This window comes from Halomonas sp. NYA30 (genome assembly GCF_976980765.1).
In genome coordinates, this window is record NZ_OZ334477.1 from 997,273 (window position 1) to 1,022,950 (window position 25,678).

A 25,678-nucleotide genomic window follows, 5' to 3' on the forward strand; every position below is an offset into this window, starting at 1 on the left:
CGTACAAACGAGGGCTAGGGAATGCATTCTTAGTCGTTCTTAGTTCTGGAAATCGATGTTTTCGGCAGCCGCACTTAGCGCCGCTTCGTTCTCATCCAAGAACGCTTGATAATCATCGCCTGCTAGAAATCTCACTACCGAGCCAAACTCATTTTCGATACGGCTCTGTACTTCTTCGTTTTCCAGGGCTTGTCCATAAGCGTTAGCGATGGTGTCGAGGACTTCCTGAGGCGTTCCTTTAGGCGCAAAAATGCCGCGACTGGTGGAGTGGTCCATCTCAATGCCTTGCTCGCGCAGGGTGGCGACATCTGGCATGCTTTCAAGACGTTCTGGATGAGCGATGCCAAGGGCGCGGAAGGTGCCGTCTTGAAAAAATGCACCGCCTGATGGCAAATTAAACATCGCGAAGTCGACTTCTTCCGCCATCAGCGCCGATACCTGTTCGCCCGTATCGGGGTAGCCAACTAAGCGCACATCGGCCATATCGATGCCCGTTTCCTGAAAAAACTGTGCCCAGAAAAAGTGGTCAGTAGAGCTAGGAATCATACTGAAGCGCACTTGGCCTGGGTTTTCACTCACATAGTCAGCAATTTCATCGGCGCTCTGCACAGGGTGATTGGCATGTGCGGTGGGAATATTGATGGTTTGGGTGAGTAGTGCAACGGGCTCGAAGGCATCAAACGAGTAATCGACGGTGCCTGCTAACTTAGAAAGCGCAATGGTGTCGTGGCTGCCAAGGAGCGTGTAGCCATCGGGGTCGGCATCTTTCACATTGCGAGAACCCAGGGTCGCCCCTGCGCCCGCCATATTGACGGGAACGATGGATTCACCCAACGTCTTTTCAGCCTCTTGGGAGATGAGCCGGAAAAGAATATCGGTTGCTCCGCCCGGGCCGTAAGGGATGATCAAGCGGATATCCTGCTCCGGATAATCAGCCTGGGCGGTGGAGGCGATTGCCATGCTAGACGCAAGTCCGATGGCGGCGAGGGTAGTACTTAGAGTCGTGCTTAGAGTAAATGTTGAACGCGTCATTCTTATACACCTTTATAGATTGAGTTTGGTGTTGTGGGATGCCGCCCCAACTGCAGCGGCGTGGTGAGCGCGTGGTCCCGTTATCGGGTTCTTGTTGTCACCACACAATCGTCTTTGTAAGAGATCGTGTGTTAATGAGTGTTAGCCGAGAAAGAGCCCTCCATAAATCAAGGCGGCCATGACCACAAACGCAGGGTGGGTATTGAAGCGAATCAGTGCGATAGCCGCCACTGCACCGATAATCAGCGTATGAATCGCTCCGCTGGTGTTAAGACTCTCAAGTAGAAACCCCAAGGTGAGCCAGGCCATCATCATGGCAATAACCGGGCGAACCCACTGGCTCATGCGCTTAACCCTTGGTGAATCGCGATGGCGGTACAGCAGCCCCAGTGCGCCGAGCATCAATAGCAACGTCGGGATGACCGTGGCGGCCACCGCGATGAAGGCCCCGCCAATACCAGCGACTTCATAACCCACGTAGCCCGCCATTTTGGTGGCGATAGGGCTGGGCAGGGCGTTGCCGAGGGCTAATGTTTCAGCAAACGTTTGCGCGGTCATCCAGTCATAACGGCCAACCACCTCAGCCTCGATCAGAGGGATAATCGCCGGGCCGCCGCCGTAGCCAATAATGTTCGGGATGAAAAAAGCTAAAAAGAGCTCCCAATAAATCATGCTGGCCCCTCCGCTTTTTTCTTACCGGCAGGGCGCAGTAGGGCGGCAGCGAGAATGGCGCCAATCACCCAGCCGGGGTGAATGCCAAGCCAATAGATCAAGCCAGCGGCAATAACGGCCATGACAATACTGACCAGCCAGCCAAGTGCAGCCTTTGACTTATCAAAAAAATCCCAGGTGAGTTGTGCCATCATCACCATCACGACGGGGACCACCGCTTGCCCCATGCCGCGAATCCACGCGACATCGCGGTATCGGCTAAAAATGCCTAACATGACAATCATTGCCACAATCATGGGCAAGATAATGGCAATAACGGCAGCGATACAGCCGATCACACCGCCTACGCGGTAGCCAATATAGCCTGGCATTTTGGTGGCTATGGGGCCGGGTAAGGTATTGCCGATCGCCAGTACGTCGGCAAACTCTTCATCGGTGAGCCAGTGATGGCGGGTGACAACTTCGGCACGCACCAGGGGAATCATGGCGGGCCCACCACCGAAGCCAAAAATGCCGACGCGGAAAAAAGCCCAGAACAGTTGCCGGCAGGCGCCGCGTGTTTTCATGGACGCGTTTCCCGCAAAGCTAATGGGGTGATCAGAAGCATACCCAGACCTTATTTATCGTTTGTTGGTTAAAAAATCGATTATCTTGTCTAAAATAGAATATAGGTAGTGCCCGATCCGACGTCAACCGTGAAAAACTAAATGGACAGCGGGAGCTGAGATGAATAAAGGATATCGTCATGAATAATTCTTTACCCAAGGTAGCAACGCCAGTAGGTCCAGCAGGTACTGCATCAAGTCGCGTATTTGATGATTTACGTAAGGATCTTGTCGGTGGACGCTTTGTAGCGGGAGAAAAACTCGCCATCAATGCGCTCAAAGAACGCTACCAAGTCGGTTTAAGCCCGCTGCGGGAAGCACTTAATAAATTGGCGGCTTATGGATTATTAATTCAGGAAAATCAACGCGGTTTTCGTGTGCCGAAGCTTTCACGCGATGAGCTGGATGATATCGCCCAGATGCGCCTGGAAATGGAGGGCATGGCATTAGTGCGGGCGATTGCTAACGGTGATTCGCTCTGGGAGGCTGACTTATTAGCCGCGGCGCACCGCCTGAAGCGGGCCGACATCACCCTGGATAAAGGCGAGGAGTGGGAGCGTCTGCATACTCAATTTCATCGTACGTTAGTCGCCCCCTGTGGCTCTGTTTGGTTATTGCGTTTTATTGAGCAGTTGCATGACCAGTTTGACCGCTACCGCCGCCTGGGGCCGAAAATGCCGACGATTCGTCAAGAGCTGGACGAACAGCATCATCAACTCGTGGAGCTGGCATTACAGCGTGATGCCAAAGCAGCGCGTGAATTAATGGATGATCATATTCATAAATCTTACGAAGTTGCCCTAAAACGTTATCAAGAGCACGCCTAGCAGGAGAAACTGCCCCGGTAGCGACGACACAGCGTGTCTGCAGTGTGTAAACTGCTGCCCATATAATATCAGCCGTCGCCATCCAGATGAGTAAAGAGAGTGCTATGCACACAGATAACCAAATAGTCGCGCAAACGCTGAACTGGGTGCGCACCTTTATTGTGGCGCATGACATTTGCCCGTTTGCGCAGCGGGAGTTGGAGCGTGAAACGATTCGTGTGGAAGTGGTGCGTTCTAAAAAAATTGAAGTGGCGCTTGAGGAATTGATGGTGGAAGTGCAGTGGTTGGATGAGCACCCCGAAACAGAAACCACGCTGCTGGTGTTCCCGACGCTGTTTAAAAGCTTTGATCACTATCTGGATTTTGTTGACCTTGCTGAAAGCATCCTGGTCGACCAGGGCTATGAAGGTGTTTATCAGTTAGCCACTTTTCACCCAGATTATTGCTTTGACGGTGCCGAACCCGATGATGCCTCTAATTATACCAACCGCTCTCCCTACGCCATGGTGCATCTGCTACGCGAAGAGAGCGTTGAAAAGGCGATCGAGTTTTATGGCGACACCGACGCTATTCCCGAACGCAATATTGCCAAGTTAACGGCGATGGGCAGCGACACTGCAGAGCAGCAGCTGCAACGCTGTTTCGACTCCGTTAATCAGGTGGAGTGAATAACAAGCTGATGTTTGCCTTTCGCTTTAGCCGCATACAGCGCGTCATCCGCAAGTTGCAGTACGGTATTGATATGAAGCCCGTGGTGGGGCCACCAAGCGGCGCCTAAACTGCTTCCAACGCGTGCCTGCTCGTTATCAGGTAATAAAACGGGTTGGTCGATGGAGCTCAGTAAGCGTCTGCTAATCTCATGGGTGAGCATTTCAAGATGCTCTTCCTTCGTTTTAAGCACCATAACGAACTCATCACCGCCCATTCGGGCTACCACGTCACCGCTGCGTAATGCGCTTTTCAATCGCTGGGTAATCTCAATCAACAATAGGTCGCCCGCATGATGGCCTAGCTCATCATTGACCTGTTTAAAACCATCCAGGTCGATAAAGATGACCGCCATGCTTTGTTGGTTTCTCTCTGCTTCCGGTATCGCAATCTGCAGGTACTGATTCAAAAAAGCGCGATTCGGCAGGCCCGTTAACGGGTCAGTATTGGCTAAATCTTCCAAGCGATTGATCGTACGGTGCTGATCTAATAAGCGGGTGACCATGTTGCGCATTGAGGTCGATAGGTGCTTAAGCTCTGGAGAGCCACCTTCAAGCGGAATGCTATCGGCGTGTTCGCCATCTTGCATTCTGTCGGCAGCATTGGCTAAGCGAGTGAGGGGAGCCGCTAGTCTTGACGCGATTATCCAGCCAACTATAGCAAACAGTAATGCAAGTAATAGACCTGTTCCCATAATGGCATCTTGCAGTTTTTCAACAGGTGCAAAGGCGGTAGCCACGGGTTGACGGCTAACCGCTATCCAACCTAAACCAGGAAAATCTTCAAAGCCGCTGCTGCGTGCATAGCCCGTCACAAAGCGTTCGCCGTTGGGCCATGTTTCAATCGCCCATTGTGGTGATGTCGTGGTGGAACTCGGTATATGTTTCAGGCTGTCTAACGATTGCCCAATCAGCGTCTCTGGGCCTAATAGCACTGTGCCGTTAGCGGAGAGCAGCAGTATCTCAGTGTCTTCCAGGTATCCAGAAGGCGTAAGCATGGATTGTTGGACGTACTCAGCCCATTGCCAGCTTAAATGAACGGCCAGGACGCCTTGCAGCTCTTCGTTGCGGTTATACATCGGGGTCGCGATATCGACAAACTGAAGCTCTTCACCGCTGGGGTTGGTCAGCAACTGGGCCAACATGACAGCTTCATGCACGTCGCCCACCCAGAGCGCCTTGCGTCCTTCAATAAAGACGGGGCGTTGAGCGATAGAAACGCCTTCTAAAATCCCCTCGGTAGCGGCTTGAACAACACCATCAGGGTCGGTGAAGCCGATCCACGACACAACGTTATGATTATCTTGCAAACGCTCTAGCTGCTCACGTAGCAGGCTAGTATCCGTGCCGTTAGTGAGCGCTTGGATACCCAGTAGCAGCTTCACTTCTTTAATACGGGCATCCATGCTGCGATCCAGCTTATCAACCATTTGGTAAGCGGCTTCAGAGGCTGCATTGCCAATATTGGCTTCCATTTGCTCAGCTGATTCTCGAGAAGCCACCCAGCCAAGAAGTAGCGTCGTGGCAAATACCAAGGCGACAATTAGGATGATAAAACGCGAGCGCAGCGAAAAGTGTGAGAAAAAAGAGGAGCTATAAAACATTACAAAAGGCTTTACCGTGGTTTGAGTCATGCTCGGATGGTTAGGGCGATCAATAGATGCTTATCAACCAAACGTTTTAATTTATGTTATGAGAATGACTTTACCGGAAAAGCTTTCAATATGCGCGACGTTTGCAGCAATGAAACGGTCAGAAAAAGTGTCATGTGCAGCAAAACGTCGCAAAAAGAGTCAATGTCTAAACTGACTGAGGGCAGCCTGACAAAATCGCTATAGCGCTTTATACATCACATGGGTTTCGACAAAACCAAGGCGTGCGTGTCGGTAGGCATTAGGAACGGTGCCTACAATCTGAAATCCCAGTTTTTGCCATAACGCGACGGCCACCTCATTCGTTGCGACCACGGCGTTGTATTGCATGGCCTGAAACCCTAGCTCCTTGGCCTGCGCCTGTGAATGCTCACACATGGCGCGTGCTACCCCTTTTCCGCGTGCGGCGAGTGTCACCATATAACCACAGTTACAGATGTGGTCGCCGGGGCCTGCCGCGTTGGCTTTTAGGTAGTAAGCACCCAGTATATGATCGTGTTCATCTTTAACGACCACGCTGGTTTTAGGCGTGCTGCACCATAGCTCTCGGGCAGCTTCAAAGCTGATGTCGGGGTCAATGGCATAAGTCTCTTGCGCCTCGACAATCGCCTTGAAAGTAGGCCAAAAACTGGTGAAGTCTTCGTCCGACATGGGGGCGAAATGCAATGTAGACATAAATGTAGACATAGTAGTGCCGCCGTTCAACGGGCGACCTCAGCCACAATCTCGTAGCTGCGCAGCCGGTCGGCATGGTTATAAAAATCGCTGTTAATCATTAATTCATCAGCACCGGTACGTGCTTGGAACTCTTCAAGTTCGGCTTTGACCGTCTCTGGGCCACCAATAATCGCCGCCCCTAAAAACTGGCTGACTTGGGCTTGCTCAACCGGTGACCAGTCTAGTTGCTCCACGGGCGGCTGCGACTGGGTTGGCTTGCCACGAATAAGGTTAAGAAATTTCTGCTGCGCGGTGGTGGCCAAGTAGTGGGCCATCGCATCGCTTTCCGCTGCCATCACGGGCAGGCCGACCATCGCATGGGGCTTATTCAAGTGTTCGGAAGGGCGGAAATTGTCGCGATATAAGCGCAGTGCCTCAAATAAATAGTCTGGCGCAAACTGAGCAGCAAACGCAAAAGGCAAGCCCAGCTTGGCTGCCAATTGTGCGCTGTAGCCGCTAGAACCCAGTAGCCAGATAGGCACATGAGTGCCTTGACCAGGGACGGCTTTCACCCGTTGCTGGGGCTCTGCATCGCCTAGATAACTGCGCAATTCGTTCAGCAATTGCGGGAAGTCGTCGACGCCGGCATGAGCGTTGCGCCGCATGGCTTGCATCGTCGCACCGTCTGAGCCGGGTGCGCGGCCTAGCCCCAAATCTATACGATCAGGATAGAGCGTTTCCAGCGTACCGAACTGCTCGGCAATCACCAGCGGCGGGTGGTTCGGTAGCATAATGCCGCCGCTACCCACGCGGATGGTGGAAGTTTGTCCAGCAATATGACCGATCAGCACCGCGGTGGCAGCGCTGGCGATGCCAGCAATATTGTGGTGCTCTGCTAGCCAGTAACGGGTGTAGCCTAGCCGCTCGGTTAACTGTGCCAGCGAGACGCTGTCTTGGAAGGTCTCAGCGGCGCTGCCGCCCTGGCGGATAGGGGCCAGATCAAGAACGGAAAGCGCCGTGGAAGCGAGTTGGCTCATGGGTCACCTGCAAGTTAATTCGTGGGCGCATTGAGTGAAAATTACTTAGCGCGCTTGGTAATTACACGTTATGCGGTCAGTGAACATAAATTGCAAGGTCTGAGCCATGTAGATGTGACGTGTGCCGGAATGGACTGGATGAGAGCGGAGTGCCGGTACGATCACGCTTACTCAAGCGGCGGGGTGGGGCGAATAAGAATTTCATTAACGTCCACATGGGCAGGCTGCGCAAGCGCATAAACCACGGCATTGGCGATATCACGATCTTCTAATGCATGCTCTGGTGGTTCATTAAAGAATGGCGTGTCGACCATGCCAGGCTCAATCAACGTCACGCGCATACCGGTGCCGCGTAGCTCTTCACGCAGGTTATAGCCAATCCCCGTGACCGCCCATTTCGTAGCGCTATACATTGAGCCTGGGATGGTCGTGCGGCCTGCCGCTGAACCGGTTAATAACACATGGCCTTTGCTACGCTTTAAGGCGGGTAAGCAAGCTTGAATGGTGAGCCCAACGCCATAAATATTGGTAAGAATCATCTCACGCCATGCGTCGTGATCCGCACCGCTAAACCCGCCTGGAGAGCCGCCGCGACCGGCGTTGGCAAAGATCGCGTCCAAGCGGCCAAAGGTTTCCAGTGCATGCTCAACCATCGCCTGTTGCTGCTCAAAATTAGTCACGTCCAACTCACAGGTCAGTACGTTTTCTGGCCCCAGTTCTTGAGCCAGAGCGGTGAGTTTTTCGCTAGAACGGGCGGCCAACACCAGTTTGTAGCCTTCGCGAGAGGCTGCTCGGGCGGTAGCCGCGCCAATACCGCTGGATGCGCCGGTAATCAATAACACGCCTTTATGCATGGGTTGCACTCCTTGCTCGTTTAACTAAGTAAGACTTTAGCATGGCTAAGGGAGTGGCATCCTGCAAACATACCTACCTAACCATTGCGGTACGGCTCTACTACTTACGTTAGCGAGCGTGCCCATCTTCTTTGCGTTTTAGCATTGCAGAGAGATCCAGAATAGCTTGGGCCATATCCGCCATGCTTTTGCTTTGATCCATAGAGGTTTTACGCAGAAACCGGTAGGCCTCTTCTTCGCTCATCTCTTGATGAGCCATGATGAGCCCCTTCGCACGTTCAATCAGTTTGCGTTCACGCAGCGCTTTACGGGTGTTTTCAAGCTCATCGCTAAGCCCTTGTAAGCGGCTGGCCTGTGCCTGGGTGAGTTCAATCAGCGAGCGCCCTAGCGGTGAGGTTAGCGCGTTGGCTGTCAGGTCACCTAATGGTTGCGCACCCGCCAGCGTTAGTAAGTGTGCGCAGGGGGCAGGCGTAGGACGACAGGGCCCTGCTTTGGCTTTTTCCAATCCATCTTCGGCCTGAGCGATTTTGCGGTGACAAAACACACTCAGCTGAGTGATCAATGCATCCTCAACTGTTTTCATCGAGTCGATACGTAGCGTAGTTAGTTCGTACCAGGTTTCACCCAGTGAATCAGATGTGTCTTTGGGTGGTGTTTGTGATGCCGAATGACGCTGGCAGGCGATGTCGCGTAAATGGCAAATACCGGCCAGGGTGCGAGGTGAAAGCTCCTTTTGCCATGACTGCTGCGCCTCAGGCGTAGCAAACTCTACAAATGTGTCAAAGCAGCGCTGCTGGTCAGTCACTAGCTGATTCAATAAAGCGCGGTGCGCTTCATCGAAGTGGCCATGGGTAAAGCCGAATGCGCCACAGGCTCGCTCTTGGCCAGCTAATTCTTTGCCCTGCATTAAGTGAAAAATGGCAACCAGATGGCGAGTGATATCAGGGTCGATAGAGGAGTCAGCGGCTTCAAATACAATCGCTAGCAGCCCACTGGTCAGTTGATTAAAGGCCTGAGTGGCTGCATCAGGCGAGATGGCAAAGGTGTCGATAGCCAGACGGAGTTCATCAAGCTCATCAAGGGCATACCAAACGGCGGCAATCCGGCGTAGTAAGCGAGCGGCTGCCTGGGGGCGAGCCTCTTGGCTGAGCGCTTCCAGCCGCTGGCGCATTAAGGTTTCCGCCTGCTGGCTGTGTTGGCGGTAAGTATCGCGGCGGGTTTTGAAACGCTGGCCTTGAGAGGCTAGATAGATCGTTGACGCTCCTCGTTCACGTTGGAGCATATGAATAAAGCGGCTAATGTCACCGACAATATCGGCGGTGGTGGCAAGGTGAGTAAGGTTGTCGATATCGCAACGGAGGGCGGTTAAGAGCAGTTGCTGCGCTGAAGACATAGAATTTTCCTTAACGGCTCGCCGCCTAAATGTAAACACTCCCATATCGCTACCTAACTGGATAAGGGCGTATGGGAGCGTACTTGAGTGTATTGGAAAGCGCTTAACGTAGCGAGAGAGCGCCTGCTCCAACGTCGTCACCAACTGCATCGCGGTAAGCTTTGGCCTCTTCAGCTTCGGTGGCGTCGCTAAAGCGTACCAGCAAAACACAGGATGCCAGTGCCAGCACTGTTATTCCTAGGTAGAACAGGCCTTGCTGATAGCTCAGGCTTTCGCTGCGGAACAGGAAGGCAGCGCCGACCGCGCCCACGTTGCCGCCAGCACCGACTATGCCCGCAACAGCACCCAGGGCTTTTTTATTGATGAACGGGACGACCCCATAAGTGGCGCCTTCGGCCATCTGCACAAACAGGCTAAACACCAGCATGATACCAATCGCTAGGCTGAGTACATGCATTTGCGAGAACGCTACCAGCGCAATCCCTTCGCAAATCAAGGCAATAAACAGCCAGCGTACACGCCCCTTTAGGCCGCCTTGCTTGGCGAATAAATCAGAAAAGACACCGCCCAGAGTACGGGCAAAAATATTCATCAGGCCGAATAAGCCAGCGATCAGGCCCGCCGTGGCTAAAGTGAGGTCAAATTTATCAAAAAAGTAGATAGCGGCAATATTATTAATCGTAAGCTCTACGCCAAAGCACAGGCCGTACACAACAAACAACGCCCATACACGAATATCTTTGGCGGCAGCTAGAAAGCTATGTTTTGCGCCGTTTTCACCGGTCGCCTCAGGCAGCTCGCCAGTTGCGCGCAGGTCACTGAAATTCCCGTTGGGTGCATCTTGAGTAAAGAACCAATAACCGATCCCGGTAAAGAACATCACAACGCCGGGTACCATCATCGCTAAGCGCCAGCCAAAGGCTTCGTTGACGCCCAGCATCAGCATGCCTGAGAAGATCAGCGGCATCAGAATTTGTGTGGTACCGCCGCCTAAATTACCCCAGCCCGCGCTGGTAGCGTTGGCGGTGCCAACCACATTGGGGGCGAACATCATTGAGGTGTGGTATTGGGTAATAACGAAGGAGGCGCCAATGGCCCCAATGGCTAAGCGCGCTAATAGAAAGGTTTCAAAACTATCGGCTAAGCCAATACCCATCACCGGAATAGCACCTAACATCAGTAACCCGGTATAGGTTTTACGCGGCCCAATACGGTCACACAGTACGCCAATGGCTAGGCGCACAATGACGGTGATCGCCACCGACGCAATAATAGTATTGCCGATTTGTGTTTGGGTCAGTGAAAGGTCTTCACGAACAATCGCCATAAGAGGGGCGATGCCAAACCAGCCGAAGAAGCAGATATGAAACGCAAACCATGAAAAGTGGAAAGCGCGCATTTGAGGGGTCGAAAAATTAAGCAGCCGAATACGGTTGGCTTTGTTGCGTATGTCCATGGGATGGCCTCACGGGGCATAAAACGAGTTGATCACTACGCTAAACGCGAAAATTAGCGCTTTGCGTCAGCAATTGACGAGAACATGCCTTCTCCATTGAAGGTCAGGCTCGACGCACTCGTACCCAGTTGGGCCTGGTCCACGCCTACCACCACTACTGAAAATATGCAGGTAGTTTGCCAGTTGAATATTTGTTGTTAAAAATCATAATCTTAATTTGTTTTTGTTGTTTTGTTAGCACATGAGTAAAGTGAATATGCTGCATGAGTGGGCATGCAGTTCTTTTTTTGCGGCATCTTGGTGCTTAAAAGGGCCTCGGTCGAGCGGGTAAATATCGGCGCTCTTCGCTTAGCCCGTTATTCATGTTGGCCGTTATTCATGTAAATAGACAGCATCTACATCGAGCGTGGAGTATTCGCCAATGGCATCGAAATGTTCACCTAGCCAGCGTTCGGCGGCGTCCTGGCCCTGTTCAAAAAGGTGGCAGAGAAAAGGCCACTCGGAATTGGATTTACTCGACACAGAGAGTCCTTCAAGCGCCAGCTCACCGCTGATACGATGAAAAAGCGCCTGCTGGTAGCAATTTTCAATTCCCTGCTCATCAAGCGCATGTTTAAGCAGCGCGATCATGCGAATTTCTTTAATCAGTGCTGAATTAAACGTGATCTCGTTGAGACGGTTCATAATAGCTGACGCAGAGGTGGGTACATCATTGCGGCTAATGGGGTTGATTTGAATCAGCAGAATATCCCGTGCGCTGCACTCTTCCATGAGTGGGAACAGTGCCGGATTGCCCATATAGCCGCCATCCCAATACGCTTCGCCGTCAATTTCTACGGCTTGGAAGATAAACGGCAAGCAGGCGGAGGCCATCACGGCGTCCACACTCATCTCTTCTCGGCGAAACACGCGCTGCTTTCCTGTGCGCACGTTGGTAGCCGCCACAAACAGCTTTAGCTGTTCGCATTTTCGAACCCGTTCAAAATCAATATGCTCAGCCACGATATCGCGTAACGGGTTAATGTTGAGCGGATTGAGCTGATAGGGCGAGGCCACGCGGCTTAGTAGATCCATAGCAATAAAGCCGGGTGAGTTATCCAGGCTCCAATTGCCGGTCAATATATCCAGGGGCGTACGACGGATTGGGCTTGTCATACCCGCTCGACTGACGGCTTTCCAAAAGTCGCACAGTGCCTGGCGAGCCGTCTCTTTATCACCGCGTGTTAATGCATCGGCCATGACGACACCGTTCATGGCCCCGGCGCTAGTGCCGCTGATCCCTTCAATTTCAATGCGTTCATCCGCTAATAGGCGATCAATCACGCCCCAGGTATACGCGCCGTGAGCGCCACCACCTTGTAATGCGAGGTCTAGCTTTTTGACCTGTGCCATATGCTTTTTCCCATTGCGACTGGTGTGATGTGTGGTTGCAGTAAGACCAGCATGGCATAGGCAGTTAGAGAATATACAAGGCTATTTAACGGGGAATACAAAAGGTAATACCAAATTATGATTGGCCTAAACGATAGAGTGTGGTCGACTGCATGCGATAAGATTAATAAACAACAGTTACGTTAACGTAAACTATTTCTATAAACATATGAATTATAAAAAACATTACAAGGGGATTCTCGAGCATGGCGCAAAAAAATAAAGCACGCTTTAGCATGAGTCTGCAGGCGAAAATGGTCGCTTTAGTGTTACTTCCCATGCTGATTTTGGCCTTAGTGCTGTCCGCGTTGGAAGTGCGCAGCTCAATAACGAGTATGCAAGAAACGCTCGATAAGCAGCGTGATGTGTTGGTCAGTGAGCGTGAAACGACGGTGCGCTACTTAGTTGAGTCCGCCCGTAATGCGGTCTCACACCTCGTTGACCATGCTGAGCTTAGCCAGTCAGAGGCACAAGAGCAGGCGCAAGAGATACTGCAGAATTTTCGCTACGGCAATGCCAACTATGTTTTCGCCTTTGATTTTGACGGCACGGCGCGAGCGATGGCCGCTGCGCCAGAGCGGGTGGGTACCAATATGGTGGGGCTGGTCGATAGTGAAGGCAACGCCTTTGTGGAAGACCTAATTGAACGTGCCCGCTCGGGGAATACAAGCTTTTACGACTATCAGTGGATTAATCCCGCCACCGGTGACATCGAGCCAAAGCACTCCATGGCGATTGCTATCCCTGAATGGGATTGGATGATCGGCACCGGGATCTACCTAAGTGATATTGATGTGGGGTTGGCGCAGGTGGAGGCGTTGGCGTGGCAGGAGTTTCGTCATGACTTGATCGCCAAGGGCGTTGTAGCGCTGGTGCTATTGCTAGGTGTGGGGGTGCTGGCAACTTGGCTGGTCAAGCGGGCGCTGAGCCCGGTGAAGCGTGCTGCCGCTGCGATGCATGACGTTGCCACGGGCGAGGCGGATTTAACCCAGCGCCTCCGGGTGGAGCGCAATGACGAAATTGGCGATTTGGCCCAGCAATTTAACGCCTTTGTCGAGCGGATGCAGATCACCCTTCAAGATGTGCATCGCACGACCCAGAGTGTGTTGCTTGCGTCGCAGAATATCGATCAAGGCACCAACGAGTTAGCCACGCGCACAGAACAGTCGGCGGCTAACCTACAGCAAACGTCTTCCTCCATGGAAGAAATCACGTCGACCGTGCATCACACCACCGAAGCCGCTGATCAGGCATCGCAGCTGTCTCAAGGGGCTGTGGATGTTGCCCGTAAAGGTAACTCCGTTATGCAGCGTGTTGAACATACGATGGGTGAAATCAATCAGTCAGCCACGCAAATTGGCGACATTATTACCCTAATAGATGCTATTGCGTTTCAAACCAACATCCTGGCGCTCAATGCCTCTGTTGAGGCGGCGCGTGCTGGTGAGCATGGGCGCGGCTTTGCCGTGGTCGCTGAAGAAGTGCGCAAGCTTGCCAGCCGTTCCAGTGATGCCGCCGGAGAGATACGCCAGTTGATCGACAGCTCAATGGAGCGTACCCAAGGTGGCACCGCCTTGGTGCGCGAAGCGGGTACCACCATGCAGGAGATTGTCGATAGCATTACCCGGGTGACCGATGTGATTGCTGAAATTAGCGCGGGCGCGCGGGAGCAAAGTGCGGGTATCAGTGAAGTGAATACGGCGGTGGCCGAGATGGATTCCATGACCCAGCAGAATTCCTCCATGGTGCAAGAGAGTGCCACCTCAGCCCAGCGGCTGCGAGCAGGGGCAGAGCATCTTTCACGCTTGCTTGAGTCGTTTGTGCTGGGGGATATGGAAGCAACTGCATCAGCGCTGCCAGCCGCTCAGTCACGATTGAGGCCCGCGCCGCGAAATAGCGATCAGCGTCACCCAACTGAGTGGGAGGCCTTCTAAGCCAAGAGCAATCTAAAACAGAAACAATGCCAATATCGGCTGCTCATCCGTAGCAGCCGATGCTTTTTTAGCATCTGTGAAGTCATCGTCTGTGCGTTAAGGCGAACCTGCTAACGGTGAGTGATGACTGGTTGAGTAGGGCGCCTCAAATATGGCGTGTTCCATGAGATTGTCCAGCTGTAGGGCTAGCTGTTGGCTGGCTTCTTCCATGACGCCTAAAGCAGCTAATTGACCATTGCGGTCGCCTAAGCGGGCAAACTTAAGCGCTTCAGCACCGCTTTCATGCATGCGCCTGTGCGGCGCCGTTAATGCTCGATAAGACTCAGTGCGGGCATAGCGCTGGTAGCCCTCACCTTGCTGGTGCCAGCGCCCTAAGCGGCATTGATGGTGATCTTCTAGTGGTGTGTCGGTGTTGGCAGATAATAACTGCTTATAGAGGCGACATTTCCACACCGCATGGTCAAGTTTGGCGGAGTGTAAAAATGCAGCGGTAGCACTGTGATGTATCACCTTGTGCATATGCTGCGTTTGATCCGTTAACCGATGTAATGCGTGCTTAGCTGACTGTGCCTTTTGGGCAGTGTCTTCGTCGGCTTGGCGTTTTTTCACCACTGCTTGCGAATGCGTTCTTACCTGGCTATTCATTTGCTCCATTAGCAGGCTGAGCTGATGGCTTAGCTGCTGCATATTAAGCGCTAAGCGGTGAACATCATCTGCAATGGCGGCTATTCCTGGTGACTGCTGGCTAGCGGAATCAGCACTCCCCAGGCCTTGGCGATGGGCCGTTTCGAGTGCTGTGCTAACCGCTAATGCTTGCGCGTGACCCGCATTGCGAGCAAATGCTACTTGCAGTTGGCTCAGAGCGTGTAGGGTCTTAGCTAATACTAACGGCGAGGCGGGGAGCGCTTCGGTATATTCAGGATCGTGACAACGCTGATCAAGGGTGTCGATGGCATGCTCGGCAGCAGCAATCAGGTTAAATGTCTCCGTTAGGGTGGCGCGTTCCCCGGCAAGCTGGTCGGCATACTCTTGAAGGCCGTTATTGAGCGAGGCCAGCATATCCGCCCCTCTCGCTTGCAGCATGCCGATGGATTGCGACGGTTTCATTAGGCTTAGCAGCCGGCTGCTGGGCGAGGGGGTAGCGGCGTCGAGCTGAGTGCGTAAGTCAGCGACCTCCTGTTCCAGGCGGCGAATTTTTTGAAAAGGATGCATAAAGGTGAACATGGCAGAGACACCTACGGCAGATAGCAATATTTTGTGTTAATTTGTCACAAATTATTGCAGAGGGTTCCCCTGTACGCTTGGTTTAGCTGCTTTCAATGATGAAATTCAGCTGCCAATGGTCTGCGAGAATGAGATTATTAACGCCCTCTTTATTAAGAGTCTGAAGAGCGAAGAGGTTAGATAGTTAAAAGACGGGGTAGCTAAAAGCCAGAATAGCTAAAAGATAGAATAGCTCAACGTCGGAATAGCTCAATGTCAGAATAGCTAAGCGTTTGGCATCAGCGGCGGGCAAGTTGAGCGGCAGCGGCTGTGCAGCCTAGAAACGCTGAGGTGGCAAGCCACTCGGCATCGGGGTAATAAGCGAATACGTATTGATCTTCCTTTAGGCTATCAATCAGTGGGTAAGTAACGTCTTCACGTACTGCAGGGCAACCATGACTGCGTCCTAATCTCCCCGTTTGGGTAATGAACGCATCGCTCACATAGTCAGCACCGTGGATCACAATGGCACGCTCGAAAGCTAGGTCGTTGACGTTAGGTTCAAGGCCTTCCAGACGCAGCGAATAGCCGTTGCGGCCGTAATAGCTATTCATGGTGCGAAATAGGCCAATGCTGGATTGGTGGCTATCAGGCGTGTTGGAAAATGTCTTGGCCTGGGCATCGCCAGACCCTTGGCCATGAGAAACCAGCTCCTCAAAGAGCAGTTCATGCTGACGTAAATCAAATACCCATAGGCGTGGTTCGGTAGACGGCAGTGAGTAGTCAATGACTGCAAGGCGCTCGGCAGTGGGGTCGGCACAATTGAGTGCCTGAGCGGCTAAACGCAGTGCTGCGGGCGTTGCCTGGGGGGCGAGCTGCAATAACTGGTGATGTAAAGGCAGTACGCCGCGTGGCGGTGTAGATTCAACCTGGGCAAAGAAACTGGCGGCGTGTAGCGGTAATGTAAATAGTATAAAAGGTAGAGAAAATAATAACGTGGCAACATTTAAACGAAGAGCCATAAAAGTCGATCCTACCAGCAATATCAGTCATTATGAAAATTAGCCGACTAATACAAAAAACAGGGTCGGCGATGTGGAAGACTATAGTAACGCAAGGAGAGGGTGATGAACGAGAGACAGCTACTAAGACGATGGGCGATAGGGAGCGCTCTGTGTCTAACGCTTACCTACGGCCCTTTAGGCATCAGCCCTGTATATGCGGATTCAGCCTCAGATTCATTGCAGCAGGCGATAGCTCAACAATTAAGCTCGGCAGACGCGCGACAACTTCCTATTACTGAGTTTTATCAACTAAGTGATGGTCAACCCGCGTGGCAGGCAGCGGGTGCGGTTGAGTCACTGGTCGAGGCGCTCAACAGTTTGGAAAACGATGGCTTGGTGCCGGAAGATTATCACGCTGATACGTTGCTTGGTGAGTTTCAGCGCAGTCAGTCGGGTGATGATGCTGCACAGGCCTCGTTTGATATCAAAGCCACTCGCTCGCTATTGCTGGCGCTGGACCATTTAGAGCGCGGTAAGGTGAATCCGCGAGACGTAGAGCCACAGTGGGATGCGCCGCGACCAGAAAGCGACTACTCGCTGCTACGTGTTGTACATGCCGTTGAAGACCGTGCGCTGGATAATGCCACCGCGCTGGCCAGGCCTTCGTCAGGTGAGTATCAGCAATTGCGTGACGCCTTAAAGCAATACTATCAGTTGGCGAGCCTGGGAAGCGCACCTTACTTAGCCGCCAGGGAGGAGTCTCTTCGGCCGGGGGATGAAGCCGACGATGTTATTGTGCTGCGCCAGCGTTTGGCACTCTGGGGTGAAACGGACTTGATGGTGGCTGATAGCAGGGCCTATCCACTAATTGATGTGCAAGCAGCGTCTAATCAGCGCGTGTTTGATGCGGCACTTGAATCTGCTGTGAAGCGTTTTCAGCGCCGCCATTTACTACAGGAAGATGGTGTGGTGGGTGAACAGACCCGGCTAGCGTTAAATACGCCGGTGTCAGCGCGGATCGACCAACTGCGTGTCAATTTAGAACGCGCGCGGTGGATCCGCCCCATGCAGTCTGCCGAGCCACGAGTATGGGTCGATATTGCCGGTTACCGGATGCACTATGTGCGTCCTAATGGCCAGCACTGGGATGCGCGAGTGGTCGTCGGCTCGCCGCGTCGTGAAACGCCGATCATCCACTCTACTATCAGCCATTTAACGATTAATCCATCCTGGACCATCCCGCCGACGATTATGCGTGAAGATGTACTGCCTCGCGTGCGAGCGGATATTGATTACTTGGCGCGCCAAAATATTCGGGTGATTAGTCCTTCCGGCGAGCCGCTCGTGGCAGAAGAGATCGATTGGCAGCGACCAGGCGGCGTGATGTTGCGCCAAGTGGCGGGTTCGGGTAACCCGCTTGGTCGTGTCGTGGTGAGGTTTCCCAACGATGACATGATCTATTTGCACGATACCCCCGCACGCGGGCTATTTCAGCGTAACCAGCGCGCACTCAGTTCAGGTTGTGTGCGGGTAGAGGGGGTGGCTGAACTGGCGCAGATGCTGCTTCAAGATACCGGCAGCCGTTACCAATTTAGCACCCTGTTAAATGAAGGGAGTGATCTCAACGTGAACCTGACTCAGCGCATCCCGATTGCCCTGCACTATTTGACCGCCTGGCCAAATGCACAAGGGGAAGTGGAGTTTAGGCCCGATATCTATCGTCGTGATGCAACACTGCTAGCAGCGCTGCAGCGTCCTGTTTAAGTGTTTCAATGCTAGTGACACAATGCAAAACACCGCCGAAGGGCGGTGTTTTGCGTTTAAGCATATTCAATTCAGCATCAATGAATACCGAGGTTAGTCGTCATTTTCCTGCTGAAAGGTAGCTACGCTAACCGGACCTGTCTCACCGCTTTCTAAGGTGGCCAGGATCGGAGCTGCTTGGCTCTGGAACGCAATCAGCGTATCGCCGCTTAAACTGGTATTTTCGGGCAGGGCGACGGTCATCGCATTGACCGGTGAGTTGTTGACGATGACTTCATAATGCAGGTGAGGGCCAGTGCTGCGGCCAGTGTTGCCTGATAACGCTATGCGCTCGCCCATTGTTACACGCTCACCCTGGCTAACCAGTGGGCGGGAAAGGTGTAGGTAGCGGGTACGATAACCGTTGTCATGACGAACGACGATATAACGACCTGCCGCATGGTGGTTACTCACGCGCTCAACGACACCATTGGCAGGCGCTGTTACAGGCGTGCCAATTGGCATAGCAAAGTCAGTACCATTATGCGGACTAATGCGGCCAGTTACCGGGTGCTTACGCCGTGGATTGTAGTTCGAGCTTAAGCGGTAGCTGCCTTCAAAAGGATGGCGTGAGAACGCAGGGTCTAGGCTGCTGCCCTCAGGCGTATAGAAGTTATCGTCGGTAGCGTTACGTACAACGGTAAGGTCCATGCGCTCGCCATTGTATTGAACCGCCAGCACTCGCGAATCAAGCGTTTCCCCGTCGATCATGTCTGATTCCACCAGTACCTGGAAACGGTCGCCACGGCGGCTATCCCGCCGAAAATCGAGCTTCTTCTCAAGTAGCTTGGTCAGTTCCGTCACCGCGCCACTGTTTAAGCCAGTTGCCTGGGCTGACCGCGCGAAACTACCGCTGACGCTACCGGCATAAAGGCGTTGAACAGGTTCACCTTGCCGCTCAATAGTGGTGATAGCGAAGTGGTTTGCATCACGCTCCAATAAAATACCGTCACGGGTATTTTTCATCATGCGTAAGGAAAGTAAACGCCCATCTTCGTCTAGCTGGTAATCAAAGCTGTGTCCGGCGCGCCAGTTGGTTAGCATGCGTTGATCGGGCAAATCCTCAAGCAGGGCCAACACTTCGCTGTACCCAAGGCCTAATTCATTTTGTGCCAGCAAAGCGAACGTTTCGCCAGATTCAACAATATGCGTTTCCCACTCAGGAACAAACGGCTCTTCAGCTGCCAGTTCTAGATCCAGAAATGAGATGTCACCAAATAGCTCAGTACCGTAATCCTCATAAGAAGTGGCATCGGCAATTTCAACTGATGAAGCGTCGTCTGCATCCAGCATGCCGCTAGAGAGGGTGCCCAGCACAATTGCCATATGCAAAGCGCCGTCATTAAGCCCTGTGCCACTTAGCGTTGCGATATCAAGAGCTGGTGCATCCAGGGCTGCGGCATTAAGTACCGTTACTTCGTCGCCCAAGGCGGCTTGTCCGGCCATATCTGCTTGTGCACTGGAGATGACATTCATATCGAGATCTACGATCTCGGTAGCGGTTAATTCGCTGAGAGGAATATTGTCGCGGGTGGCGTCGAGGGCGCGTGAAGCGCGATCGATCGCATCTGCTACCGGCGTGCGTTCTTGACGCAGGGAAGGAACCCCCGGAGCAGAATCGCTAGGAAGCGGAACCAGCACGCTTTCAAGCGGTGTGTGTGATTGATTTAGATCTTGGTATGTCGTCAGTAACTTCTGTGTGCCCAGCACAGTGACCATAGTGGCCACAGGTAACAGTAATAATTTGTGCGTGCGGGGCAGCGAATAAAGGATTCGCAACATGGGTAAATGGACCGCCGAGTTCGTGATTAAAAGCAACAGTTAAGCGCATAAACCCAGGAACCATACCCCATGAGGGCAAGGGTGAATAGACTGTATGTCTATACATAAAATTTAATTAAAAAGAATTATGGCAAGAATAGACAAAGATTACTATTTATAAACACCGTTTGCTAACAAATGTAACTGAAAAAGCAGGCTAACTACATACTCTGTACCAATCATAGACGAAAACTGATTTTTCTAAAGCATAAATATAGCAAATGTCTAAAATTTATATAGCATCCCAGTGTTCAAACTTCTCAATACCCATTACTTAAGAGGAGTAACAGGCTTTTTATACACATAGGCGGCATTGAAGACTGTTTCCTGGCATTCTAGTCATGTTTTTTCGAATAATAAGCGCATTGTTCCGCTGTATTGCGTTGAGGAAATCGAAATGTCCCGGGTAACACTTTCACAATGGCAAATGTTGGCTGCCGTGGTTGACCATGGTGGCTTCGCGCGAGCGGCAGAAGCCGTACATAAAAGCCCTTCTACGCTCAACCATGCCGTGCATAAATTAGAAGAGCAGCTAGGCGTTCAGGTGCTGGAACCCATTGGCCGCCAAGTACGCTTAACTGAAGCGGGTGAGCTGTTGCTTCGTCGTGCGCGCCAGTTAATCGAAAGCGCAGCCTCGCTTGAAGATGTGGCTACCAGGTTAGCCGCCGGCTTAGAAGCAGAAATCGTGGTGGCCATTGATCAGGTATTTCCAACGGGGGCTCAAGCCAAGGCGCTCGAGCGCTTTTCTGAAACGTATCCTCAGGTGCGTGTTCAGTTGCACGAAAGTGTGCTCAATGGGGGCATTGAAATGCTCTACGATGGCCGCGCAGACTTGGTGGTCTCCGGCATTGAGGCGCAAGGTTTTTTAGGCGAGCCGCTGGTAACGGTTCGCTTTGTGGCGGTTGCGCATCCTCAACATGCCCTGCATCAGTTGGGCCGCTCGTTGGATCTGCGAGACCTGGCTCAACACCGCCAGTTGGTAGTGCGCGACTCAGCGCTGCGTCAATCAACCAACGCGGGCTGGTTGAAAGCGGAGCAGCGATGGACCGTTACTCATCTCAATACATCGCTTGATATGCTGCGGCGTGGACTGGGATTTGCTTGGATGCCAGAAACACGTATTGGTGAGGAGTTAAAAAACGGCCAATTAAAGGTATTGCCGTTACCTGCCGGCGGTATTCGTGAAATACCTATTCAGTTGATTTTCCGCGACCGAGACCGGGCAGGGCCTGCGGCTCATGCGATGGCCGCTGCATTAAAACAGGCAGTGATTAGCGAGTGTGCCCAGCATGATTCGACTCACTCGAACGAAAAGGCGTAAAACATCCGCTTGAGCATCCTTGAGGCGGGGGTATGCTGAAAAAAGCGTAAGGCATCTAGCCAAGCACCCGAAAGACTTTCAGGAGACGCCCCATGGGACTGCTCGTTAATGGTAAATGGCAAGACCAGTGGTATGACACCAAAAAACACGGTGGCGAGTTTGTACGTGAATCCGCCCAACTACGCGACTGGGTGGGCGCCGAGCCCGAAACAGATGGCGACCGCTATCCTGCAGAAAAAGATCGCTACCATTTATATGTATCGCTTGCGTGCCCTTGGGCGCATCGAACACTGATCATGCGCAAACTGAAAGGGTTGGAGTCGCTGATAGGCACCTCTCATGTCAGCCCACTAATGCTCGACCAAGGCTGGACCTACCGCCAGGATGAAGGCGCTAGTGGTGACCCGATTAACAAGGTGGACTTCCATCATCAGCTTTACACCAAAACCGATCCGCAATATACCGGCCGCGTCACGGTGCCCGTGCTATGGGACAAGCAGCGCAGTGCCATTGTGAATAATGAGTCTGCCGATCTGCTGCGTATGTTTAATGGTGCGTTTGATGAACTGACCGGCAACGACTTGGATTTTTACCCGGAAGACCTACGCAGCGTGATCGATGACGTTAACGCTGATGTTTATGACCACATTAATAATGGGGTTTATAAATCGGGCTTTGCTACCGAGCAGGCGGTATACGAAAAACACGTGAAAGCGCTTTTTGACGCTTTGGAACGTATGGAGGCGCGTTTAGCAGAGCAGCGATACTTGGCAGGTGAATGGTTGACCGAAGCCGATATTCGTCTGTTTACCACGTTGGTACGTTTCGATGCGGTTTATTACGGCCATTTCAAATGCAATTTTAAGCGTATTGAAGACTATCCCAATCTTTCCAATTACGTGAGAGAGATCTATCAGTGGCCTGGTGTGGCGGAGACCGTCAATATGGATCACATCAAACGCCACTACTATTATAGCCACGACACGATTAACCCGACGCGGATTGTGCCAGCGGGCCCGCTGCTTGATTTTGAGCGTGCTCATGACCGGGAGCGTTTGCCGGGGCAGGGCGTACGACGTAAATAGTCCACCACAAACAATTCGCATCAAAAAGGGCCGCCTAATTAGGCGGCCCTTTAAACTTCGCTATTCAGTCAATCTAACGATAGCGTTTAGCCATTATTCGTCAGCATCTACTGCTTCTCGCGTGCGCTGCCAAGCGCTTTCAGCACCTTCTTGGGTTGTCTGCCAAGCATCACGGGCGTTGGCTTTAGTCTGCTCCCACCAATCGTTATCATATGCGGGGAAGGCTTCGACTTCTTCCTGGCTAGCTTCGACCATGATGCGATGCTCGGTATCACCGTCTTCTTCTGTATCGGTTTCCAGCGTGAAGTAATCGGTATCTACCACGATTTCACGACCGCCTAGTCCAAGTACGGAACCACTTTCGATAACAATGGCACTGATGCGCATCTCTTCATCGAACAAGATGTCGTCAACGTCACCGATTTCCTCACCGGAACCGCCGGCGAAATAGACTTCTGCATCGAGAATGTCATCGGCAGAATACATGCCTTGAGGCTCATTTTGCGCGTGAGCACTCATAGCAAAACTTCCTAGTAGGGCCGTGCCAATCGCTGTTGTGAGGATTGTCTTACGCATAGCATCTCTCCATGTGGCTACGATAAATGATCAATAAAAATGTTTACTGAAAACTTTTCTGTAAATATAGAAATATAGGTACTGTAAATACAGGTTTACTGCTTATCAGCCCAGTCGTCTGCCTGACGCTCTGCTTCTTCACGCTCAAGGCCATATTTTTGCTGAAGCTTGCCAACTAGCTGATCTTTCTTACCGCCGATCTGATCCAGTTCATCATCGGTAAACTCACCCCAGCTAGACCGAGCCTTGCCTTTCATTTCTGTCCATTTGCCTTCAATCTGATCCCAGTTCATTGCATCGCTCCTTGAGAGTAGTGAACTTGATTAGGTCCTTTCTAGGTTAGACCATATTTGTATGAGCGCAAGTCCCTGATTCAGTGTGGTGTAAGTTAAAAGTGCTGGTCAGAAGCAAAATGCGATGTTAGGATGCGCGCTCCTCGCATGTGCTGACCCCTCCATCACGACGGTGAGCGTTTACTTGCATAGTTATTGATGAGTCTTCATTAATAGTTATTAGCAGTATCGCTTGCGGGAACATCTTGCCAATTGCTAGATGTTCATTGCTGTGTAGATGGCGCGCCTCCAGTATTTCACCACACGGGTGAAATCGGCGCAGAAGGTCGCCACAACGGCTGGCCCGCGAATGCGGTGTTTGCCAACCGGATGCTAGGTGCGACCGGCGTCTCCGACTCCATTGATGGCTATGACCGCTACGGCGGTGCCTGTTTTCGATAACGACCATTTGATTGGCGTTTTTGCGATAACAGAGTCAGGGACGCTTATGATGTTTTTTGCCGGTACTTACCGGCCTACCAAGGTGTGATTAATGACCTCGACTTCTGTCGCTTCGCCGAGCTTCGGCGATCTTGCTCTTTTGCCTGCCGTTCTGTCTGCTGTTGAATCTCAGGGCTACGTAACTCCTTCGCCGATTCAAGCGCAAACCATCCCTGCGCTGCTTGAAGGCCGCGATATGCTGGGCCAAGCACAAACCGGCACCGGCAAAACTGCAGCGTTTGCATTACCGTTACTGTCACGTTTAGAGCTGACTCGCCGCGAACCGCAAGTGCTAGTAATGGCACCGACTCGCGAACTAGCTCAGCAAGTAGCTGCCTCGTTTAGTAAGTATGGCCAAAACCTCAAAGGTCTCGAAGTAGCGACCCTTTGTGGCGGTCAAGAATACCGTGAACAGCTAGGCGCCCTTAAGCGTGGCGCACAAGTGGTTGTGGGTACCCCCGGCCGTATTATCGACCACCTGGACCGCGGTAGCCTGAAGCTAGATGGCCTGTCCGCTTTAGTGCTGGACGAAGCTGATGAAATGCTGCGCATGGGCTTTATCGACGACGTAAAACGCGTGGTTGCCGATACCCCGAAAGATGCTCAGCGTGTGTTCTTCTCGGCAACACTGCCGACTGAAATCGAGCGCATTGTTAACCGTTATTTGGTTAACCCTGTGAAAGTAGCGATTGAGTCGGGAACCACGACTGGCGAAAACATCGAACAGCGCATTGTACGCGTTGACGGTGGCGCTAAGCTTGAAGCTCTGTCGCGTATTCTCGAAGTCGAACCGGTCGATGGCGCTATCGTCTTTGTGCGTACCCGTGCCGCTTGTACCACGCTAGTTGAGCAGTTGACTGCCCGTGGCGTTAACGCCGCTGGCCTGTCCGGTGATCTGGACCAGAGCCTACGTGAGCGTACTATTACGCGCTTGAAGCGTGGCAAAGTCGATGTACTTATTGCCACCGACGTAGCCGCCCGTGGTCTTGACGTGTCGCGTATTACGCACGTTATTAACTACGATCTGCCGCAAGATGCAGAAGCCTACACGCACCGTATTGGTCGTACGGGCCGTGCGGGTCGTAGCGGTATTGCGATTACCTTTGCTGGTTTCCGTGAAGGCCGCAAAGTAGGCTGGATGGAGCAGGCAACCGGCCAGAAAATGACCGAAATGCCGCTGCCTGACGAAGCCGCTATTCGCGCTCATCGCGATGAAGTCTTCCATGAGCGCGTGATTGCCTCCTTGACGAAAGGCGCCGAAGAGCAGCGTGCTCTGATTGAGCGTCTGATCGAAGAAGGCCACGACCCGATCGAGCTAACGTGTGCGTTTGCCGCGATGGCGCGTGCTGATGAGCCGCCGATTGGTCGCCTACAGGCACCACGTAAAGAGAAGCCCTCGCGTGATGGCGCTCCTGCTGGTAAGCCGGGTGCCCGTCGTGAACGCACTAGCGGCCCGACCGAAGGTATGACGCGCTACCGCGTCTCCGTAGGTCATAAAGATGGCGTGAAGCCGGGTCAGTTAGTCGGTGCTCTTGCCAACGAAGGCGGCATTGAAGGCGCGCGTATCGGTCGTATCGATATCCGCAACGCGTTCTCTGTCGTCGAACTGCCGAGCGGCTTGCCCTCGACGATTCTGACCAAGATGGCACGTGCCCGTGTGGCCGGTCGTCCGTTGGAAATCAGCGAAGACAGCGCCCCGGCTGAGCGCGCTCCGCGCCGCCGTCGTGACGAAGGCGATGCGCCGGTTCGTCGTCGCGAACGCGCCTAAGTCTTCGCCGTAAGGATTAATCAGCTGCCGCCAAGCGGCAACTGAGAAAATCTCAAACGCCCTCGCT

The 25,678-nt window shown here is 52.6% G+C and carries 23 protein-coding genes; 8 read left to right on the top strand and 15 right to left on the bottom strand.

The features are described from left to right. Positions 1-39 precede the first annotated feature (39 nt). The 3 genes from ACWI0H_RS04580 to ACWI0H_RS04590 form a co-directional block, all read right to left on the bottom strand. Positions 40-1,032 carry a Bug family tripartite tricarboxylate transporter substrate binding protein gene (locus tag ACWI0H_RS04580; RefSeq protein WP_246286802.1) on the bottom strand — a complete coding sequence of 331 codons (993 nt, stop codon included), beginning with the start codon at positions 1,030-1,032 and terminating at the stop codon, positions 40-42. 141 nt (positions 1,033-1,173) lie between these two features. Further along, a complete protein-coding gene (locus ACWI0H_RS04585; protein WP_485875123.1) occupies positions 1,174-1,704 on the bottom strand; it encodes a chromate transporter in 531 nt (176 codons plus the stop codon). Beyond that, positions 1,701-2,270: a chromate transporter gene (locus ACWI0H_RS04590; RefSeq protein WP_336273119.1), complete on the bottom strand. Its 570-nt coding sequence runs from the start codon at positions 2,268-2,270 to the stop codon at positions 1,701-1,703. Before ACWI0H_RS04590 ends, ACWI0H_RS04585 begins: the two co-directional genes overlap by 4 nt. 179 nt (positions 2,271-2,449) lie before the next feature. On the opposite strand from ACWI0H_RS04590, the gene ACWI0H_RS04595 reads away from it, so the two are divergent. Together ACWI0H_RS04595 and ACWI0H_RS04600 are read left to right on the top strand one after the other, a co-directional pair. Continuing rightward, positions 2,450-3,136, top strand: coding sequence for a GntR family transcriptional regulator (locus tag ACWI0H_RS04595; RefSeq protein ID WP_485875125.1), 687 nt, complete (start codon positions 2,450-2,452; stop codon positions 3,134-3,136). A 104-nt stretch (positions 3,137-3,240) separates the two neighbouring features. Then, positions 3,241-3,804, top strand: a complete 564-nt coding sequence (locus ACWI0H_RS04600; RefSeq protein ID WP_485875127.1) for a DUF1415 domain-containing protein — start codon at positions 3,241-3,243, stop codon at positions 3,802-3,804. Here the strand turns inward: ACWI0H_RS04600 and ACWI0H_RS04605 are convergent. The 7 genes from ACWI0H_RS04605 to ACWI0H_RS04635 all read right to left on the bottom strand — a co-directional run bounded on the left by ACWI0H_RS04605 (position 3,792) and on the right by ACWI0H_RS04635 (position 12,284). Further along, a complete protein-coding gene (locus tag ACWI0H_RS04605) occupies positions 3,792-5,477 on the bottom strand; it encodes a diguanylate cyclase domain-containing protein (RefSeq protein ID WP_485875129.1) in 1,686 nt (561 codons plus the stop codon). The genes ACWI0H_RS04600 and ACWI0H_RS04605 overlap by 13 nt on opposite strands. A gap of 198 nt (positions 5,478-5,675) precedes the next feature. Further along, positions 5,676-6,170: a GNAT family N-acetyltransferase gene (locus ACWI0H_RS04610; protein WP_101146125.1), complete on the bottom strand. Its 495-nt coding sequence runs from the start codon at positions 6,168-6,170 to the stop codon at positions 5,676-5,678. A 26-nt stretch (positions 6,171-6,196) separates the two neighbouring features. Beyond that, positions 6,197-7,189: an LLM class flavin-dependent oxidoreductase gene (locus ACWI0H_RS04615; protein WP_101145873.1), complete on the bottom strand. Its 993-nt coding sequence runs from the start codon at positions 7,187-7,189 to the stop codon at positions 6,197-6,199. 167 nt (positions 7,190-7,356) lie between these two features. Beyond that, complete coding sequence (locus ACWI0H_RS04620) at positions 7,357-8,043, bottom strand: SDR family oxidoreductase (RefSeq protein ID WP_008957710.1); 687 nt, start codon at positions 8,041-8,043, stop codon at positions 7,357-7,359. Between the two features lie 109 nt (positions 8,044-8,152). After that, on the bottom strand, positions 8,153-9,436 hold the full coding sequence (locus ACWI0H_RS04625; RefSeq protein WP_101145874.1) for a nitrate regulatory protein: 1,284 nt from the start codon (positions 9,434-9,436) through the stop codon (positions 8,153-8,155). 103 nt (positions 9,437-9,539) lie between these two features. Beyond that, positions 9,540-10,892 (bottom strand): MFS transporter, encoded by a 1,353-nt coding sequence (locus ACWI0H_RS04630; protein WP_035559246.1) that lies wholly within the window; start codon positions 10,890-10,892, stop codon positions 9,540-9,542. Positions 10,893-11,264: 372 nt separating this feature from the next. Beyond that, positions 11,265-12,284: a patatin-like phospholipase family protein gene (locus tag ACWI0H_RS04635; RefSeq protein WP_101145875.1), complete on the bottom strand. Its 1,020-nt coding sequence runs from the start codon at positions 12,282-12,284 to the stop codon at positions 11,265-11,267. 245 nt (positions 12,285-12,529) lie between these two features. Between ACWI0H_RS04635 and ACWI0H_RS04640 the strand changes: the two genes are divergently transcribed. After that, complete coding sequence (locus tag ACWI0H_RS04640; protein ID WP_101145876.1) at positions 12,530-14,257, top strand: methyl-accepting chemotaxis protein; 1,728 nt, start codon at positions 12,530-12,532, stop codon at positions 14,255-14,257. Between the two features lie 96 nt (positions 14,258-14,353). On the opposite strand, the gene ACWI0H_RS04645 is transcribed toward ACWI0H_RS04640, so the two are convergent. Continuing rightward, entirely contained in the window at positions 14,354-15,481 is a 1,128-nt protein-coding gene (locus ACWI0H_RS04645; protein ID WP_101145877.1) for a CZB domain-containing protein, read from the bottom strand. A gap of 278 nt (positions 15,482-15,759) precedes the next feature. Continuing rightward, a complete protein-coding gene (locus ACWI0H_RS04650; RefSeq protein WP_101145878.1) occupies positions 15,760-16,482 on the bottom strand; it encodes a murein L,D-transpeptidase catalytic domain family protein in 723 nt (240 codons plus the stop codon). Between the two features lie 105 nt (positions 16,483-16,587). Here ACWI0H_RS04650 and ACWI0H_RS04655 point away from each other — a divergent pair, with 105 nt between their 5' ends. Continuing rightward, positions 16,588-18,228, top strand: coding sequence for a L,D-transpeptidase family protein (locus tag ACWI0H_RS04655; protein WP_101145879.1), 1,641 nt, complete (start codon positions 16,588-16,590; stop codon positions 18,226-18,228). 93 nt (positions 18,229-18,321) lie between these two features. Here ACWI0H_RS04655 and ACWI0H_RS04660 read toward each other — a convergent pair whose 3' ends face one another. Beyond that, entirely contained in the window at positions 18,322-20,049 is a 1,728-nt protein-coding gene (locus tag ACWI0H_RS04660; protein ID WP_101145880.1) for a peptidoglycan DD-metalloendopeptidase family protein, read from the bottom strand. A 436-nt stretch (positions 20,050-20,485) separates the two neighbouring features. On the opposite strand from ACWI0H_RS04660, the gene ACWI0H_RS04665 reads away from it, so the two are divergent. Together ACWI0H_RS04665 and ACWI0H_RS04670 are read left to right on the top strand one after the other, a co-directional pair. After that, positions 20,486-21,409: a LysR family transcriptional regulator gene (locus tag ACWI0H_RS04665; RefSeq protein ID WP_101145881.1), complete on the top strand. Its 924-nt coding sequence runs from the start codon at positions 20,486-20,488 to the stop codon at positions 21,407-21,409. A gap of 92 nt (positions 21,410-21,501) precedes the next feature. Further along, positions 21,502-22,494 (top strand): glutathione S-transferase family protein, encoded by a 993-nt coding sequence (locus ACWI0H_RS04670; protein WP_101145882.1) that lies wholly within the window; start codon positions 21,502-21,504, stop codon positions 22,492-22,494. A 93-nt stretch (positions 22,495-22,587) separates the two neighbouring features. Here ACWI0H_RS04670 and ACWI0H_RS04675 read toward each other — a convergent pair whose 3' ends face one another. Next, the gene (locus ACWI0H_RS04675) at positions 22,588-23,070 is read right to left on the bottom strand and encodes a PRC-barrel domain-containing protein (protein WP_035586732.1); all 483 of its coding nucleotides are present in this window, start codon (positions 23,068-23,070) and stop codon (positions 22,588-22,590) included. 95 nt (positions 23,071-23,165) lie between these two features. Next, positions 23,166-23,363 carry a CsbD family protein gene (locus ACWI0H_RS04680; protein WP_008957698.1) on the bottom strand — a complete coding sequence of 66 codons (198 nt, stop codon included), beginning with the start codon at positions 23,361-23,363 and terminating at the stop codon, positions 23,166-23,168. 252 nt (positions 23,364-23,615) lie between these two features. Between ACWI0H_RS04680 and ACWI0H_RS04685 the strand changes: the two genes are divergently transcribed. Continuing rightward, positions 23,616-23,804: a hypothetical protein gene (locus ACWI0H_RS04685; protein ID WP_035559269.1), complete on the top strand. Its 189-nt coding sequence runs from the start codon at positions 23,616-23,618 to the stop codon at positions 23,802-23,804. Positions 23,805-23,895: 91 nt separating this feature from the next. After that, positions 23,896-25,611: a DEAD/DEAH box helicase gene (locus ACWI0H_RS04690; protein WP_101145883.1), complete on the top strand. Its 1,716-nt coding sequence runs from the start codon at positions 23,896-23,898 to the stop codon at positions 25,609-25,611. Positions 25,612-25,678: the final 67 nt, after the last annotated feature.